The organism is Pandoraea oxalativorans, from assembly GCF_000972785.3.
GTDB lineage: Bacteria > Pseudomonadota > Gammaproteobacteria > Burkholderiales > Burkholderiaceae > Pandoraea > Pandoraea oxalativorans.
Window position 1 is genome coordinate 1,415,906 of sequence record NZ_CP011253.3, and the last position, 15,545, is coordinate 1,431,450.

General features: G+C 64.4%; 12 protein-coding genes. 7 read left to right on the forward strand and 5 right to left on the reverse strand.

Annotated features, from left to right (window positions below; all coding sequences use genetic code 11):
• Positions 1 to 130: 130 nt before the first annotated feature.
• The 4 genes from MB84_RS06455 to MB84_RS06470 all read right to left on the reverse strand — a co-directional run bounded on the left by MB84_RS06455 (position 131) and on the right by MB84_RS06470 (position 5,608).
• Positions 131 to 1,657: an MDR family MFS transporter gene (locus tag MB84_RS06455; protein ID WP_046291173.1), complete on the reverse strand. Its 1,527-nt coding sequence runs from the start codon at positions 1,655 to 1,657 to the stop codon at positions 131 to 133.
• Positions 1,658 to 1,862: 205 nt separating this feature from the next.
• On the reverse strand, positions 1,863 to 3,179 hold the full coding sequence (locus MB84_RS06460) for an MFS transporter (protein ID WP_046291174.1): 1,317 nt from the start codon (positions 3,177 to 3,179) through the stop codon (positions 1,863 to 1,865).
• 111 nt (positions 3,180 to 3,290) lie between these two features.
• Positions 3,291 to 4,049 (reverse strand): SDR family oxidoreductase, encoded by a 759-nt coding sequence (locus MB84_RS06465; protein ID WP_046291175.1) that lies wholly within the window; start codon positions 4,047 to 4,049, stop codon positions 3,291 to 3,293.
• A gap of 74 nt (positions 4,050 to 4,123) precedes the next feature.
• Positions 4,124 to 5,608: an aldehyde dehydrogenase family protein gene (locus MB84_RS06470; RefSeq protein ID WP_046291176.1), complete on the reverse strand. Its 1,485-nt coding sequence runs from the start codon at positions 5,606 to 5,608 to the stop codon at positions 4,124 to 4,126.
• Between the two features lie 271 nt (positions 5,609 to 5,879).
• Here MB84_RS06470 and MB84_RS06475 point away from each other — a divergent pair, with 271 nt between their 5' ends.
• The 5 genes from MB84_RS06475 to MB84_RS06495 all read left to right on the forward strand — a co-directional run bounded on the left by MB84_RS06475 (position 5,880) and on the right by MB84_RS06495 (position 12,538).
• Positions 5,880 to 7,328, forward strand: a complete 1,449-nt coding sequence (locus tag MB84_RS06475) for an FAD-binding oxidoreductase (RefSeq protein ID WP_046291177.1) — start codon at positions 5,880 to 5,882, stop codon at positions 7,326 to 7,328.
• A gap of 226 nt (positions 7,329 to 7,554) precedes the next feature.
• On the forward strand, positions 7,555 to 8,598 hold the full coding sequence (locus MB84_RS06480) for an ABC transporter substrate-binding protein (protein WP_046293489.1): 1,044 nt from the start codon (positions 7,555 to 7,557) through the stop codon (positions 8,596 to 8,598).
• Positions 8,599 to 8,643: 45 nt separating this feature from the next.
• Positions 8,644 to 9,756, forward strand: coding sequence for an ABC transporter ATP-binding protein (locus MB84_RS06485; protein ID WP_046291178.1), 1,113 nt, complete (start codon positions 8,644 to 8,646; stop codon positions 9,754 to 9,756).
• A 99-nt stretch (positions 9,757 to 9,855) separates the two neighbouring features.
• Positions 9,856 to 11,571, forward strand: a complete 1,716-nt coding sequence (locus MB84_RS06490) for an ABC transporter permease subunit (RefSeq protein WP_157122877.1) — start codon at positions 9,856 to 9,858, stop codon at positions 11,569 to 11,571.
• Positions 11,572 to 11,626: 55 nt separating this feature from the next.
• Positions 11,627 to 12,538 (forward strand): dihydrodipicolinate synthase family protein, encoded by a 912-nt coding sequence (locus MB84_RS06495; protein ID WP_046291180.1) that lies wholly within the window; start codon positions 11,627 to 11,629, stop codon positions 12,536 to 12,538.
• Between the two features lie 69 nt (positions 12,539 to 12,607).
• On the opposite strand, the gene MB84_RS06500 is transcribed toward MB84_RS06495, so the two are convergent.
• Positions 12,608 to 13,468 carry an IclR family transcriptional regulator gene (locus tag MB84_RS06500; RefSeq protein ID WP_046293490.1) on the reverse strand — a complete coding sequence of 287 codons (861 nt, stop codon included), beginning with the start codon at positions 13,466 to 13,468 and terminating at the stop codon, positions 12,608 to 12,610.
• A gap of 138 nt (positions 13,469 to 13,606) precedes the next feature.
• Between MB84_RS06500 and MB84_RS06505 the strand changes: the two genes are divergently transcribed.
• Positions 13,607 to 14,818 (forward strand): alpha-hydroxy acid oxidase, encoded by a 1,212-nt coding sequence (locus MB84_RS06505; protein ID WP_046291181.1) that lies wholly within the window; start codon positions 13,607 to 13,609, stop codon positions 14,816 to 14,818.
• Between the two features lie 103 nt (positions 14,819 to 14,921).
• Positions 14,922 to 15,449: an inorganic diphosphatase gene (gene ppa, locus MB84_RS06510; protein WP_039399943.1), complete on the forward strand. Its 528-nt coding sequence runs from the start codon at positions 14,922 to 14,924 to the stop codon at positions 15,447 to 15,449.
• The last annotated feature ends 96 nt before the right edge of the window (positions 15,450 to 15,545 follow it).

The window sequence follows — 15,545 nt, forward strand, 5'->3', positions numbered from 1 at the left end:
GGACTCCTTGTCACAAGAACGGGAGTCCGCACTGTGCCGTATTGCCCGGCGTCGCACTTTGTCGCTGTGCTCAGGACTTTGCGGAATGGGCCGTTCCGACGAATTGCACAACGCGTTAGCGGCAGACGACTTACTCGATGGCGGTCGCTTCGTTACCCGAGCTTTGACGCAGCGGCAGTTCCGGCAGCCGTGCGAGGGCGACAATGGCGAGTGCTGCGATCAGCGCACTGCCGCCGAAGAACGCACCGAACGCCAGCCGCAGATGGTCCTCCATCCCGGCGGGGGCGCCGCCCAGGCGCAGGAAGTCGGTCAACTCGCGCGGTGCGCTGCCGCTGCCGCTGTCGCCTGCGACCAGCAGGCCGACGATCAGCGCGCCGAACATCGCCACGCCGATCATCCCGCCCAGGGCACGGAAGAATGCATGCGCGGCGGTTGCAATGCCGATGTCGCGCGGCGCGACGGCGTTTTGCGTCGCCACGGTCATGACCGGCATGGCCGAGCCGAAGCCGATGCCCACGAGGCCGAGGCAAATGCCGATCACCGCAAGCGGCAGCGACTGCACGCCGAGTGCGATGATCGCGAGCCCGGCGAACGCCACCGGCAAACCGATCTGTGGCGGACGCTTGTAATGCCCTGTCCGACGCATGTAGTGCCCGGAACTCAGCGCACCGACCACAATGCCCAGCAGGGGCAGGATCAGCATCAGCCCCGAGCTACTCGCCGACTCGCCGCGCTGCAATTGCAGATACAGCGGCACGTAAATGCCGATGCTGATGTTGACCATCATCACCAACACGGCCATCGTCGACGTCATACGAAAGACCGGGTTGGCGAGTAGCGCGACCGGCAGCAACGGCTCGCGCACCGTACGCTGGTGGCGCAGGAACACCGCGCCGACGATCACCGTCGCGGCAACCAGACCGCCGATTTCCGCCGACAGCCATGCGTAGCGGTGTCCGCCCCATGTGAGCGCGAGCAGCAGACAAACCGTCGACACGATCAGCAGCAGCGAGCCGAGATAGTCGATGCTCGGCTTGCCTTCGCGTCGCGGCAGACGTCGCAGCGCGCGGTCGCTCAGATAGATCGCGAGCAGACCGAGCGGGATGTTGATCCAGAAGATGAGCGTCCAGTTGAGATACTGGGCGAACACGCCGCCGGTGACTGGCCCGGCCACGCCGGAGACCGCGAACATCCCCGAGATATAGCCCTGATAACGACCGCGCTCGCGTGGCGAGACGATATCGGCGATCACCGTGTTCGACAGCGCAATCAACCCGCCACCCCCTAGCCCCTGCACGCCGCGCGCGACGATCAGCGCGAGCATCGAGGGTGCGAGTGCGCACAACACCGATCCGACCAGAAAGACGGTGACGCTCGCGGCGATGACGACACGGCGTCCGAACAAATCCGAGAGCTTGCCGACGATGGGCGTGATCGCCGTGGACGAGAGCAGGTAGGCGGTCACGACCCACGAGACGGCGTCGAAACTGCCGAGATCTCGCGCGATGGTCGGGAGTGCGGGCGCGACGATGGTCTGGTCGAGCGAGCCCAGAAACATGATCAGCAGCAGGCCGGTGAGGATCGATTTGACCTCGGCGGGCGTGAGGGGCGTCGGCGAGACGCCGGCCGGTGTCGTCTGTGAGTCGTTGGCGGACATGCGAGCGGATGAAGACGAATGCTTGGGGGAGCAAAAAACAAGCCGCCCCGGCAGGGACGGCCTGATTCACGCGAAACGTGTCGAGTATGTTACTCCCGCAAGCGCCACGCGGCCAGAAGCCCCGCAGCACCTCGGTCTCGGCGGTCGAGACGGCGTTTTGTCAGATGATCTGTCTCGTTCGCCACCGCCTCATCGGTCGCACCGGCTACTTGTTCACCAGCCGCGCAGGCACTGCCAGCGTCAGCAATCCGCCCAGAATCATGAAGACGGTGAGCAGGAACATACCGCTGTTGGTGCTCTGCGTGGCGTCCTTGAGAAAGCCGATCAGATACGGGCCGACGAAGCCCGCGAGATTGCCCAGCGAGTTGATCATGGCAATCCCGGCAGCCGCTGCCGTCCCACCGAGGAATGCCGTCGGCAGACTCCAGAAAAGCGGCAGCACGATCATGATGCCCATCGTAGCGAGCGTGAGCGCGACCATGGCCAGTTGTGTGTTGTGGCTCCACACCGTCGACAGGAACAGGCCGATTGCGCCGAGGAACGCCGGAATCGCGATGTGCCAGCGACGCTCGCCCTTCAGGTCCGAACGGCGTCCGACCGCGACCATGGCAATGACCGCGAAGAAGTACGGGATGGCCGTGAGCAAACCGATCTGCAACGGATCCGTCACGCCGGTACTCTTGATGATCGTAGGCAGCCAGAAGCCCACACCATAGAGGCCGATCACGAACGAGAAGTAGATCAGGCTCATCATCCACACGCGCGGGCTCGAGAACACCTGACGCAGCGGCAGATCTTCCTTGGTGAGCACGTCGCTTGCGATGTTGCGCTCAAGCATCGACTTCTCGGCGTCGTTCAGCCACCTGGCGTCGCGGATCCGGTCATCGAGCACGAAGAGCACCGCGATGCCGATGATCACCGACGGAATCGCTTCGATCAGGAACATCCACTGCCAGCCCGCGAGGCCGTTCACCCCGCTCATGTCCTTCAGGATCCAGCCCGAGAGCGGACCGCCGATAAGACCCGAGAGCGCCACCGCCGTCATGAACCATGCCGTCATGCGCCCGCGACGCGAGGCCGGGTACCAGTAGGTGATGTAGAGAATGATGCCGGGGAAGAAGCCCGCTTCGGCCACACCGAGCAGGAAGCGCATGACGTAGAACATCGACGGCGTGGAGACGAACATCGTCGCGCCGGAGATGATGCCCCACGAGATCATGATGCGCGCAATCCACACGCGCGCGCCGACGCGATGCAGGATCACGTTGCTCGGCACCTCGAAGATGAAGTAGCCGATGAAGAAGATGCCTGCGCCGAGACCGAACACCGTCTCGGAGAATTGCAGGTCGCCCACCATCTGCAACTTGGCGAAACCCACGTTCACGCGATCGAGATAAGCGACGACATAACAGAGCAGCAGAAACGGAATCAGCCGCCAGCCGACCTTGCGGTAGGTGGCCGTTTCAAAGTCCGCCGAGGCCGTGTCGGCCATGGGCGAGGGGGGCGTCGGAACGCTGTTCATACGGATCTCCTCCGGTTTGACGTTGTGTTGTCTATCGTTATGTTGTGGTGCGACAACTACGGGTGCTACGGACGACTGGAAACGGTATGCGCGCAGGCGGATGCGGCTGCGCTAGATGCAGCGGCCGCCGTCGACTTCGAGACACACGCCGGTGATGAAGGCGGCGTCGTCGCTGGCGAGATAGAGACACGCGTTGGCGATGTCCTGCGGCGTGGAGAAACGCCCGAGGGGAATGCCTGCGAGGAATTTGGCGCGGTTCTCGGGCGTATTCGGCACGCCCATGAATTCGGCAGTCAGGCCCGTATCGCCGATGACCGGATTGACGCAGTTGACGCGAATGTTCTGCGGGCCGAACTCGGCGGCCATCGCCTTGCTCGCGGTGATGACCGCGCCTTTGCTGCCGTTGTACCAGACGAGGCCGGGGCGCGGCCGCACGCCTGCCGTCGACGCAATGTTGATCATCGCGCCGCCGCCATGTTGCTGGAAGTAGGGGATGACGGCGCGGGCGCTCCAGAAGATGCTTTTGACGTTGACCGCATAGACGCGGTCGAACTCGGCTTCGGTGACTTCGAGCAGTGGCTTGTTGCGGTGCGTGGTGCCCGCGTTGTTCACGACGACGTCGAGCTTGCCGAAGCGCGCGACGGCCTCGGTGAGCATCGTGACGTGATCTTCCTCGCGCGACACGTCGCCGTAGACGAACGCCGCACGTCCGCCCGCCTCGACGATCTCGCCGACCACACGCTCGCCCGCTTCACGATTCATATTGTTCACGATCACCGCCGCGCCCTCGCGCGCGAAAGTCTTGGCAATGCCTTCGCCGAATCCCGATCCGGCGCCCGTCACGATAGCCACCTTCTGATGCAAACGCATGCCTTGTCTCCGAAGTGCGAAGTAAGCGGAAATGAAGCGGTAATGAAGCGGTAATGAAGCGCAAACGAAGCGAATCACCCGTGCCGGATGGCGACGGTCTTGAGCGTGGTGAATCCGTAAAGGGCTTCGAACCCCTTTTCGCGGCCGTGGCCGGAGTGCTTCATGCCGCCGAAGGGCAACTCCACGCCGCCGCCTGCGCCGTAGTTGTTGATGAAGACCTGACCGGCGCGAATATCGCGGGCCAGTCGCATCTGACGTGCGCCGTCGCGCGTCCAGACACCGGCAGCCAGACCGAAGAGCGTGCCGTTGGCGAGTCGCACGGCGTCGGCTTCGTCGGTAAACGGCATGGCGGCGAGCACCGGACCGAAGACTTCCTCGCGGGCGAGACGGTGCGTATCGGGGACGTCGCGCAGCAGCGTCGGGGCCTGATAGAAGCCTGCCTCCGGCGCGCTACCCACGACCTCGCCCTGCGACATCACGGCAATCCCGTCGTGCTGGGCTTCGGAGAGGAAGTCCCACACACGTTGTTGCTGCTTCGCGTTGATGAGCGGACCGAGATCGAGGTCGTCATGCGACGGCCCGACGCGCAGATGCGCAAACGCTTCGGCCAGTCGTGCGAGGACACCCTCGTACGCATCGCGCTCGACCAGCAGACGACTGCCCGCCGAGCAGGTTTGCCCCGCGTTCTGCACGATGGCGTTGACGACGACCGGCATCACGGCGTCCAGATCGGCATCGGCGAAGATGATCTGCGGTGACTTGCCACCGAGTTCGAGCGTCACCGGCGTGTGGTGCTCGGCGGCCATCTGCGAGATCAGCGTGCCCGTCGCGGGCGAGCCGGTAAACGAGAGGTGATCGATGCCCGGATGCTTTGCCAGGGCTGCGCCGGCTTCGGCCCCGTAGCCCGTCACGATATTGAGTGCGCCCGGCGGCAACCCGGCTTCGAGCGACAGCTCCGCCACGCGCAGCAGCGAAAGGCACGCGTCTTCTGCCGGTTTGACGACGCAGGCATTGCCCGTCGCGAGCGCGGCGGCCACGCTGCGTCCGAAGATCTGCAACGGGTAATTCCACGGAATGATGTGACCGGTCACGCCGTGCGGCTCGCGCACCGTGAACACGGTGAACCCTTGCTGATAGGGAATCGTCTCGCCGTGCAGCTTGTCGGCGGCCCCGGCGTAGAACTCGAAGTACCGCACGATGGCGGCGGCGTCGGCACGGGCCTGTTTGAGGGGCTTGCCGGTATCGCGGGCTTCGAGTTGGGCCAGTGCTTCCTGATGGCGCGCGAGAAGGCTGGCGAAGGCATAGAGCGTGCGGCCACGCTCGGCAGCGGCGGTACGGCCCCAGTCGCCGTTGAAGGCGGCGCGCGCCGCGCTCACGGCACGGTCGATGTCCTCGGCGTCGCCGCGGGCGATTTCGGTGAAGGGCTGTCCGTCGGAGGGATCGATGACGGCAATGGTGGTGTTGGCCGTATTGGCCGACAGCGGGGACATCGCGGAGGCACCGCCGCGCCTGGCGGGGGCGACCCAGCGATTGCCGATGAAGTGTGTAGCTTCGGGCATGTCGACTGCACCTCGTGTGAAGGGTGGGGCCATTATCACTTAACTCACGAGAGCATTGACCGTCGTATAGGTCACATCCGCATAAACACCTAAAATGAGCGCATTGCAATTAAAGATATTTTATTGCAATTTTTTATCGCCTATCCTTGATCACATCGAATCGCCAGACGGATGTCTGGCATGGCACTACAGTTCGCTGCGTACCGCCGGGTTGAACGACCGACGAACCCGGCGAGGCAGTCGAACCGAAGCATTCAGGAGCAGGCAGGCGATGAACCACGCTGTGACCCAAGAGACGCTGTTGACCCCGCTGTTGACCCGGTTACAGGACGCGCTCGGCGCGGATGCCGTGCTCACGAGCGAGTCGGATACCGCGGGCCATACCGAAGACTGGCGCGGCCGTTATCGGGGCGAGGCGCTGTGCGTGGTGCTGCCGTCGTCCACCGAGCAGGTGAGCGACATTGTGAAGCTGTGTGCAGCGGCCGGGGTATCGATCCTCCCGCAGGGCGGGAATACCAGCCTGTGTGGTGGCGCAGTGCCGCCGGGCAACGGTCCGGCCCCGGTCATTCTGAATCTGGCACGCATGCGCCATATCCGTCAGATCGACGCGGCCAACGGCTCGATGGTTGTCGAGGCTGGGTGCATTCTGAAAACCGTGCAAGATGCGGCCGCCGATGTCGGACGTCTGTATCCGGTGAGTCTCGGGGCAGAAGGGTCATGCCAGATCGGCGGCACGCTCTCGACGAACGCGGGCGGCACGAGCGTGCTGCGTTACGGCAACACGCGCGAGAACGTGCTGGGTCTCGAAGTCGTGCTGGCCGACGGCACCATCTGGGACGGTCTGCGTGCGCTGCGCAAGGACAACACCGGCATCGATCTCAAACATCTGTTCATCGGCGCGGAAGGCACGCTCGGCATCGTCACGGCGGCCGCGCTCAAGCTCCATCCGCTGCCCACAAATCACTCGCTCGCGTGGTTCGCGCCGCGCGATCCGGCTGCCGCGCAGAAAATTCTGGGCATGTTTCAAAACGCCTGTGGCTCGCGTCTGTCTGCGTTCGAGATCATGAACCGTCACCAGCTCGACCTGGTGCTGGCGAACGTGCCGAACCGCCGCAATCCGCTCACCGCTGCCCATGCGTGGCACGTGCTTGTCGAACTGGGCGACACGCGCGATGCCGAGGGCCTCGAAGCGGTGCTCACCGAAACGCTGGGCGAAGCCATCGAACAAGGGCTGGTCGAAGACGCCGTCATTGCCGCGAACGAAACGCAACGTGCCGATCTCTGGGAAGTGCGCCATAGCGTGAGCGAGGCGAACAAGAAGGCCGCCATCGGCCTGACCACCGACTGCGCCGTGCCGGTGTCGAGCGTGCCCGAATTCATCGACGCGTCCACGCGCGCCGTGCACGCCATCGTGCCGGGGCTCGATATCGCCATCGTTGGCCACATGGGCGACGGCAACGTCCACTTCATCCCGATGTTCTCGTTCGACGCATGGGCGGCGCTCGCCGACAGCGCCGCCATGGGCGACGCGATGCGCGCTGCGGTCAACGATGTCGCCGCACGTCTGTCGGGCACTTTCAGCGCCGAGCATGGCGTCGGGCAAACGGGCTTGCCGCTGATGCAGCGCTACAAGGCGCCTGCCGAACTGGCGCTGATGCGCACGGTGAAGGCGGCACTCGATCCGAACCAGTTGTTCAATCCGGGGCGTCTCGTTCCGTAGACATCGCGCACGGACTCACGCACACACGTTTTTTCAAGTTTTGCTGTTTGTTTTGCCATAACTGCGCGCGCGGTGGCGGCGGTCTCTTCAAGCCTGCTGTCCGTCGCCGCGCCCACCCTCCCAGTCAAGACCGGAGACCATGATGAAACGCAAGACCTCCGCAAGCCCGCTCGATATCACCCACAAAAGCGAAGCGACGCTCGCGCAACCGGGCCGTCGCACGGCCATGAAGACGGCCATCGTCGGCGCGGCCGCCGTCGCCTTCCCGTTCGTGTGGACGCCCTCGCGCGCCGCCTCCAAGCGCATCGTGGTGCGTGACGACGGCGGTATCTACACGAAGGCATACGACGCCGTGTACTACAAGCCGTTCGCCAAGGCGACGGGCATCGAGGTCGTCGGCGTGCAGGCCAATGCCGAGCCGACCGCGCAGATCAAGAGCATGGTCGAAGCGGGCAGCTACACGTGGGACATGGCGAAGATCAGCCAGCCTGCGATCTTGCTGCTGACGTCGGGCGGCAAGGAGTATCTGGAGCGTCACGGTCTGGAAGCGGACCCGACCATCGCGAAGATTCCGAAGCAATACATGTCGCCGTTCGGCGTGGGCACGAACGTCTACTCGACGGTGCTGGCGTATCGCACCGACGCGTTCAAGGGCCGCAAGGCCCCGTCGTCGTGGGCCGATCTGTGGAACGTCAAGGACTTCCCGGGCCGTCGCTCGATTCGCAAGTATCCGTTCGACACCATCGAGGAAGCGCTGCTGGCCGATGGCGTGGCGCCGGGATCGGTGTACCCGTGCGACTTCGACCGTGCGTTCAAGAGCCTCGACAAGATCGCCAAGCAGGTCGCCGTGTGGTGGACGACGGGCGCGCAGGTCGAGCAGATGCTCGGCTCGGGCGAAGTGGACATGGTCGCCACGTGGGCGTCGCGTGCGCAGTCGGCACAGGCCAACGGCGTGCCGGTCGAGATCGTGTGGAACCAGAACATCTGGGGCTGCGACAACTGGTCGATCCTCAAGGGCACGCCGAACGCTGCCGCGTGCCGCGAGTTCATCAAGTTCGCGAGCGATCCGAAGCGTCAGGCGGAACTGACCAAGTACTTCCCGGCCGGCATGACGCAACCGGAAGCGTTCAACTTCGTGAAGCCCGAGATCGCCAGGAACTGCCCGACGTTCCCGGACAACATGAAGAGCGGCGTGCAAATCAACGCTCAGTTCTGGCAGCAGAACCAGAGCGTGGCGCTCGAACGCTTTAACCGCTGGATCCTGACCTGATCCTCACCTGCTGTTCCGTTTCATGTTTTTTGGGGTGCTGATCTCATGACCGTTGCCAATCTTCAAGTTTCGGGCCTGTCCAAGCGTTACGGCGATTTCGTCGCCCTCGCGCCGACCGACCTCGATGTCGCCCAGGGCGAATTCCTGACCTTGCTCGGCCCCAGCGGCTCGGGCAAGACCACTTTGCTCTCGCTCATCGCCGGTCTGTCGCAGCCCGATGCGGGGGCCATCCGCATCAATGGGACCGATGTCACGTACGGCGCGCCGTACGAGCGCGACATCGGCATGGTGTTCCAGAACTACGCGCTGTTTCCCCACATGACGGTGGCGGAGAACATTGCGTTCCCGTTGCAGATGCGTCGCACCGACGCACAGGCCGCTCGCAAGATGGTCATGAATGCGCTGGAAATGGTGCATCTGCCGCACGTGGCAGAGCGCTACCCGCGCGAACTCTCCGGTGGTCAGCAGCAACGCATTGCACTTGCGCGCTGCATGGTCTACCGGCCGTCGATCATTTTGATGGACGAGCCGCTGGGCGCGCTCGACAAGAAGCTGCGCGATCACATGCAGCTCGAAATCAAGCGCATCCACCGGGAGTTGGGCACCACCATCGTCTACGTCACGCACGACCAGGAAGAAGCGATGACGATGTCCGATCGCATCTGTCTGATGAACGCGGGCGAGATCGCGCAACTCGGTACGCCCGACGATCTGTACTTCCGCCCGAAGAGCGTGTTCGTGGCCGACTTCCTGGGCGAGTCGAACCTGCTGGATGCAACGGTGCTTACGCGCACCGGCGATCAGGTGCGCGTGGCCATGCCGGGCGTAACAGCTGCGAACGGCGCAGGCGCGATGGTCTACGACCCGCAGGTCGAGCAGGGCCGCACGGTCAAGCTGATGCTGCGTCCGCAGAACCTGCATCTGCACGACACGGACGCTGCCGGTGAAGGCATGGCGACGATCTCGGCGAAGCTGACCGACATCATGGTCACGGGCGGCATGACGAAGCTGTATCTGCAATCGACGGTGACGGGCAGCGACGCGAGCAAGTCGCTCGTGGCCGCGTTCCCGACGCGCCGTCAGGGCAACCGTTTCGAAATCGGTCAGACGCTGGGCCTCGCGTGGCGTGCCGACGACGCCGTGGCGATTGCGGGGTAAGCCATGAGTGCATCTGCCGTGGTCCGTCCTTCGTCTTCCCAACCCGCTCAACCGGCCCCGCGCCGGGCGCGCTGGCGCGCGCGCATGCGCCCGCTGCTGATGGCGGCACCCATCGTTATTCTGCTGGCCGTCATGCTGATCTACCCGGTCGGCCAGTTGCTGCTGCTGAGCATTCGCGGTGAAAGCGGCTTCACGCTTGCCGAATATCAGCGGCTGTTCGCCTCGTCGGTCTACGTCGAGGTGTTGCTCATCACGCTCAAGGTCTCGCTCTACACGACCTTTTTTGCGGTACTCACCGGATATCCGATTGCCTACCGGCTATCGACGCTCACTGGCGCGCGCAAGCAACGCCTGCTGTTCTGGCTGCTGCTTTCGTTCTGGACGAGCTTTCTTGTGCGCACGTTCGCCTGGGTGGTGCTGCTCGGCCGTAATGGCGTCGTGAACCGCACGTTGCTCGATCTCGGACTGATCGATCAGCCGCTGTCGCTGCTCTACAGCTTCCCCGCCGTGGTGTTGGGGATGGTGCATGCCCTCATGCCGCTGGCTGTGCTGACGATGCTCTCCGTCATGGAGAACATCGACCGGCGTCTGCCGAGCGCGGCCTCCACACTGGGCGCGCGTCCCGGCACGGTGTTCTGGCGCGTGTACTTCCCGTTGTCGCTGCCGGGCGTGGCGGCCGGTGCGCTGATGGTTTTCGTCACGTCCATCGGCTTCTTCATTACGCCGACGCTGCTCGGCGGCCGTCACGAAACCATGATCACGCAGCTCATCATCGATCAGGTGATGCAGGCGCTGAACTGGGGCTTTGCCGGTGCGATCTCGGTGCTGCTACTCGCCGTGGTGCTGGTGGTGTTCTTCGTCTACGACCGTATGGTCGGTCTGTCGACGATGGCCGGTGGCGCAGGGGACGTGAAAGCCGGCAAGCGGCGCGGCGGCTGGACACGCACGCTCGGCGAGAAGGTGCTTGCGACGCTCGGCACCGCGACTGACCTCTTGCTGCGCGCGTTCCCGAAGGGCCGGGGCGCACAGGCGGAGCAGGGCGACGGTCTTGTGCTGCGTGTGGTCGTCTTCCTGCTGGTCGTGTTCCTCGCCGCGCCCGCGCTGCTGATGATTCCGATGTCGTTCGATTCGGCCTCGGGTCTGGCGTGGCCGCCGAAGGGCTTCTCGTTGCAGTGGTACCAGCAGATCTGGGATTCGCCGTTGTGGATGCAGGCGGTCACACGTTCGATGCTCGTGGGTATCGGTGCTGGCTTGCTGTCGATGCTGATCGGCACCCCGGCGGCGTTCCTGCTGGTACGCGGTGGCATGCGCGGCAAGTCGGCGATGCTTGCCTTCGTGCTCGCGCCGATTGTGGTGCCGCGCATGATCCTCGCCGTCGGCGTGTTCTATTTCTTCGCGAAGATCGGTCTGGTCGGCTCCAGCGTGGGGCTGACGCTGGCGCACACCGTGGTGGCTGTGCCGTACGTCGTCATCACGATGATGGCGGTGCTGCGCAACTACGACACGCGTCTCGATCTGGCGGCGTACAGCCTGGGTGCTCGCCCGTGGGCGACGCTGCGCCGGGTGACGTTCCCGATTCTCGGTGCGGGTCTGCTGTCGTCGTTCCTGTTCGCGTTCGCGACGTCGTTCGACGAACTCACGATTGCGCTGTTCACGTCGGGCGGCCTGTCGACCACCTTGCCCAAGCAGTTCTGGGACGAGATCACGATGCAGATCTCGCCGGTGATCGCTGCGGTCTCCACGTGCCTGTTCCTTTTCATCGCCGCACTGATCTGGGTGGCCGAGCGACTGCGCCGGCGCAGCCTCGCGACCTGAAGCCCGGATGCGGTATCCGCCCCCAACAAACTCACGATTCACGGACGTTTAACTCATGCTTCGCTCCGCACAACTGAAGGGCATTTTCCCGGCCATCCCCACGCCGGTGCACACCGACGACACGATCCACATCGAAGGCGCACGTGCGCTCATGCGCTACCTGCTGGCGCAGGGCATCGACGGTGTGGTGCCGCTGGGCGGCACTGGCGAGTACGGTGCGCTCTCGCGCGCCGAGCGCGTGCGCATGGCCGAACTCACGGCGCAGGAAGTGCGTGAGCACGGCCGCGACGTGCCGGTGATCGCTGGTGTACTCGACCCCGGTTATCACGACGCCATCGAAGCGGGCCGCGACTTCGCCGCTGCCGGCGCCGACGGTCTGCTGGTCCTCACGCCGTACTACACGAACCCGACGCAAGCCGGTATTCGCGATTATTTCCTGCGCTACGCCGACGAGTCGCCGCTGCCCATCCTCGTCTACGAAATTCCGTATCGCACACGTATCGCGATTGCGCCGGAAGTGCTGCATGAGCTGTCGCGCCACGAGAACATCATCGGCATGAAGGCCTGCAACACCGACATGTGGCATTTCTTGCGCACCGTCGCCGGTGTCGACGAATCGTTTGCCGTGCTGAGCGGCGAAGACACGCTGTTCCCGCTGCATGTGGCAGCCGGTGCGCGTGGCGGGATCGTGGTGACGGCGTCGCTGCTGCCGACGGCGTGGCAACGCATCTTCACGCTGGCGTCGGAAGGCGAGACGGCCGACGCACTGGCGCTGCATCGCTCGCTGATTCCGCTGATGAACCTGGCGTTCGCCGAGACGAACCCCGGTCCGATGAAGTCGGTGATGGATCTGATCGGTGTGAACGCACCGGCGATGCTCGCGCCGCTCGTGCCGCCCGCACCGGCATTGTCGGCCGAACTGCGCGAAGAACTCGCGCGTCAGTTGGCGATTTTCGAAGGACGTTGAAGTGTGACGGCGGTGACGCGTGTCACCGCCAGATAACACTCGACAGCACCCGATAGCAGCTCAGCGCGCTCAGCGTCGGAACGTCGACAGTCGCGACTTCGAGATCGAGGTCGCGGCGACCTGAATGTGCGGGGCGAGTTCGGCTTCTGCGCGCTCACGTGTCCAGCGCGAGGTCGGCACCGAGATGTTGATGGCCGCGACGGCGTGACCGTCGTGATCGGTGATCGGGGCGGCGACCGAGATGTCGCCCATCACGGTTTCGTTCTCGACGATGGCGTAGCCGCGACGTGTGGTCTGCGCAATCCGTTCGAGCAGCTTCTTCTCGTCGATGAGCGTGTATGGCGTCATCGGTTCGAGCGCCGTGCCCGAGAGGATCTCGCGCACGCGTGCTTCAGGCAGACGCGACAGGATCGCAATGCCCGACGCCGTGAACATCGCGGGCAGACGCGCGCCGACCACGATATCGATGTTCACCAGATGCTGTCCGGGAAAGCGTGCGACGAACACGATCTCGTGGCCGTCCAGCTCTTGCAGGTTGGTCGTCTCGCCGACACGGCGGCTGATGTCGAGCAGATACGGCGACGCCTTGTCGACCAACTCGTTGGCGCGAATGTAGTTGTACGAGAACTGCAACACCTTGGTCGTCAGTCCGTAGGTTCTCGTCTCGGGCACACGGAAGAGATAGCCGAGAGCTTCGAGCGTATGCACCAGCCGCTGCGTGGCGCTGCGATCCAGATCCGCCGCCTTGGCGATGTCGCCCAGCGTCATATACCGCGCGGGACCGTCGAAGGCGTGCAGCACCTGAAACGTCTTCTCGGTCGAGCCGACGAAGAGCGAGGAACGCGGGGCGGCGGCGCTCGAAGCGGTGTCGCTGGTGGATTGGGCGGCGTCTGTGGCAGAGCGCGACGCCCCGGCGGATGAGCGCGGCATGGGGTGCGGGTTGTTCGGATTGTAATGATTGTGATTGTAATGCAATTGTTTGTGCCCAAGTAGCGAACTTTGCCCGATTTCAGGGCATGCGCAAGAGAAGGCGACGGGGCACGCCAGAACATCAGGACAGGGGGAGCAATGCACGCGTTTTCCTGCGTGGAGGATTACCGCCGGGCGGCGAAGCGTCGTCTGACGAAGCTGGCCTTCGATTATCTGGAAGGCGGCGCGGAGGACGGCGAGGCGCTACGGCGCAATCGGGATGCGTTCGGACAGTGGGGCTTCGCGCCGCGCGTCATGACGGATATCTCCGCAACATCCAGCGAGACGAATTTCTGGGGACGGTCGGCCGCCGCACCCATGGTCGTCGGCCCGACGGGCCTTAACGGCCTGTTCTGGCCGCGCGCAGACGAACTGCTCGCGCGCGCAGCCGCCGATGCGGGACTGCCGTTCGTGCTGTCGACGGCATCGACCTCGTTGCTCGAAGACGTGCGCGCGGCGGTGCCCGACGGCGAACTTTGGCTGCAACTCTATGTGCAGCAGGATCGGCGTATTGCCGAGAGCATGATGCGCCGGGCGCGCGAAGCAGGCTTTCGCACACTGATGCTCACGGTCGATACCCCTGTGCACGGCAAGCGCGATCACGACACGCGCAACGGCTTCAAACTGCCGCTGCGCTTCACGCCGCGGCTCGTGGCGGACTGCATGCGGCATCCGCACTGGAGCTGGCAGATGCTCGTGGGCGGCGCACCGCAGCTTCGCAACATCGCGCAGAGCGTGGGGGAGCGCGCGGATCTGGCGCGTCACGCGGCGATGCTGAGCCGTCAGATGGATTTGTCGCTCGGCTGGCACGACCTCGCGTGGGTGCGCAAGCACTGGCCGGGTGAAGTGCTGGTCAAGGGCATTCTGACGGTCGAGGACGCCCGTGCGGCGCAGGCCCACGGTGCGGACGGCATCGTGGTCTCCAATCATGGCGGACGCCAGTTGGGCAGCACGCTCGCACCGGTCGAAGCATTGCCGACGATTCTCGACGCTGTGGGCGCGTCGGGTTCGGGCGGTCCCGCGATGTCCGTGTTCATGGACGGCGGCGTGCGGCGCGGGGCCGATGTCGCCAAGGCCGTCGCGCTGGGCGCGAAGGGCGTGCTGCTGGGACGCGCGCCTTTGTACGGCGTGGCCGCGCGCGGCGGGCGGGGCGTGGAGGGGGTGTTGGCGTTGCTGCTCAGTGAGTTGCGCACGACGATGCAACTGCTCGGCTGCGCCAACGTGGGCGCGTTGACGGCTGAGCGCCTGGCACGGCTGCCGTCGTTGCACGAGAACCGTTCCGGCGGGGCAATGCAGGCAAACCCGCTATAATGTTTCGCGCCCGATTGCCGTCGGGCGGCGTGGCATCCGGCCGGTTGGCGGGGCATGCGCGCCGCCAACCGGCATGCCAATTTTCATTCACAGGAATGCCATCATGAGCTTCAACCACGTGCCTGCCGGTAAGGACCTCCCCAACGATTTCAACGTCATCATCGAGATCCCGGCGCAAAGCGACCCGGTGAAGTACGAAGCCGACAAGGATCTGGGCCTGCTGGTCGTTGACCGCTTCATCGGCACGGGCATGCGTTACCCGGCCAACTACGGCTTCATTCCGCAAACGCTGGCTGGCGACGGCGACCCCGTCGACGCGCTGGTCGTCACGCCGTTCCCGCTGCTGGCCGGTTCGGTCGTTCGCTGCCGCGCACTGGGCATGCTCAACATGACCGACGAGTCGGGCGTTGACGCCAAGCTCGTGGTCGTGCCGGTCGACAAGATCTGCCCGATGACGGCACACATGAAGTCGATCGACGACGTGCCGGGCTACCTGAAGGACCAGATCAAGCACTTCTTCGAGCAATACAAGGCGCTCGAGAAGGGCAAGTGGGTCAAGGTCGAAGGCTGGGAAGGCATCGAAGCCGCCCACAAGGAAATCACCGAAGGCGTGGCGAACGCGAAGAAGTAATTGCCACTTCGCCAAGCTTGCCGCGTCGTTCGTCGACGCAAAGAAAACCCGGCCGTGTGCCGGGTTTTTTATTGGGTGTGTCTTGAGGGCATTTGC

Bases quoted from the DNA above. Each gene is read 5' to 3' on its own strand.
- MB84_RS06460 (WP_046291174.1), bottom strand. From the start codon at position 3,179: ATGAACAGCGTTCCGACGCCCCCCTCGCCCATGGCCGACACGGCCTCG.
- MB84_RS06475 (WP_046291177.1), top strand. From the start codon at position 5,880: ATGAACCACGCTGTGACCCAAGAGACGCTGTTGACCCCGCTGTTGACC.
- MB84_RS06470 (WP_046291176.1), bottom strand. From the start codon at position 5,608: ATGCCCGAAGCTACACACTTCATCGGCAATCGCTGGGTCGCCCCCGCC.
- MB84_RS06480 (WP_046293489.1), top strand. From the start codon at position 7,555: ATGAAGACGGCCATCGTCGGCGCGGCCGCCGTCGCCTTCCCGTTCGTG.
- MB84_RS06505 (WP_046291181.1), top strand. From the start codon at position 13,607: ATGCACGCGTTTTCCTGCGTGGAGGATTACCGCCGGGCGGCGAAGCGT.
- MB84_RS06465 (WP_046291175.1), bottom strand. From the start codon at position 4,049: ATGCGTTTGCATCAGAAGGTGGCTATCGTGACGGGCGCCGGATCGGGA.
- MB84_RS06485 (WP_046291178.1), top strand. From the start codon at position 8,644: ATGACCGTTGCCAATCTTCAAGTTTCGGGCCTGTCCAAGCGTTACGGC.
- MB84_RS06490 (WP_157122877.1), top strand. From the start codon at position 9,856: ATGGCGGCACCCATCGTTATTCTGCTGGCCGTCATGCTGATCTACCCG.
- MB84_RS06495 (WP_046291180.1), top strand. From the start codon at position 11,627: ATGCTTCGCTCCGCACAACTGAAGGGCATTTTCCCGGCCATCCCCACG.
- ppa (WP_039399943.1), top strand. From the start codon at position 14,922: ATGAGCTTCAACCACGTGCCTGCCGGTAAGGACCTCCCCAACGATTTC.
- MB84_RS06455 (WP_046291173.1), bottom strand. From the start codon at position 1,657: ATGTCCGCCAACGACTCACAGACGACACCGGCCGGCGTCTCGCCGACG.
- MB84_RS06500 (WP_046293490.1), bottom strand. From the start codon at position 13,468: ATGCCGCGCTCATCCGCCGGGGCGTCGCGCTCTGCCACAGACGCCGCC.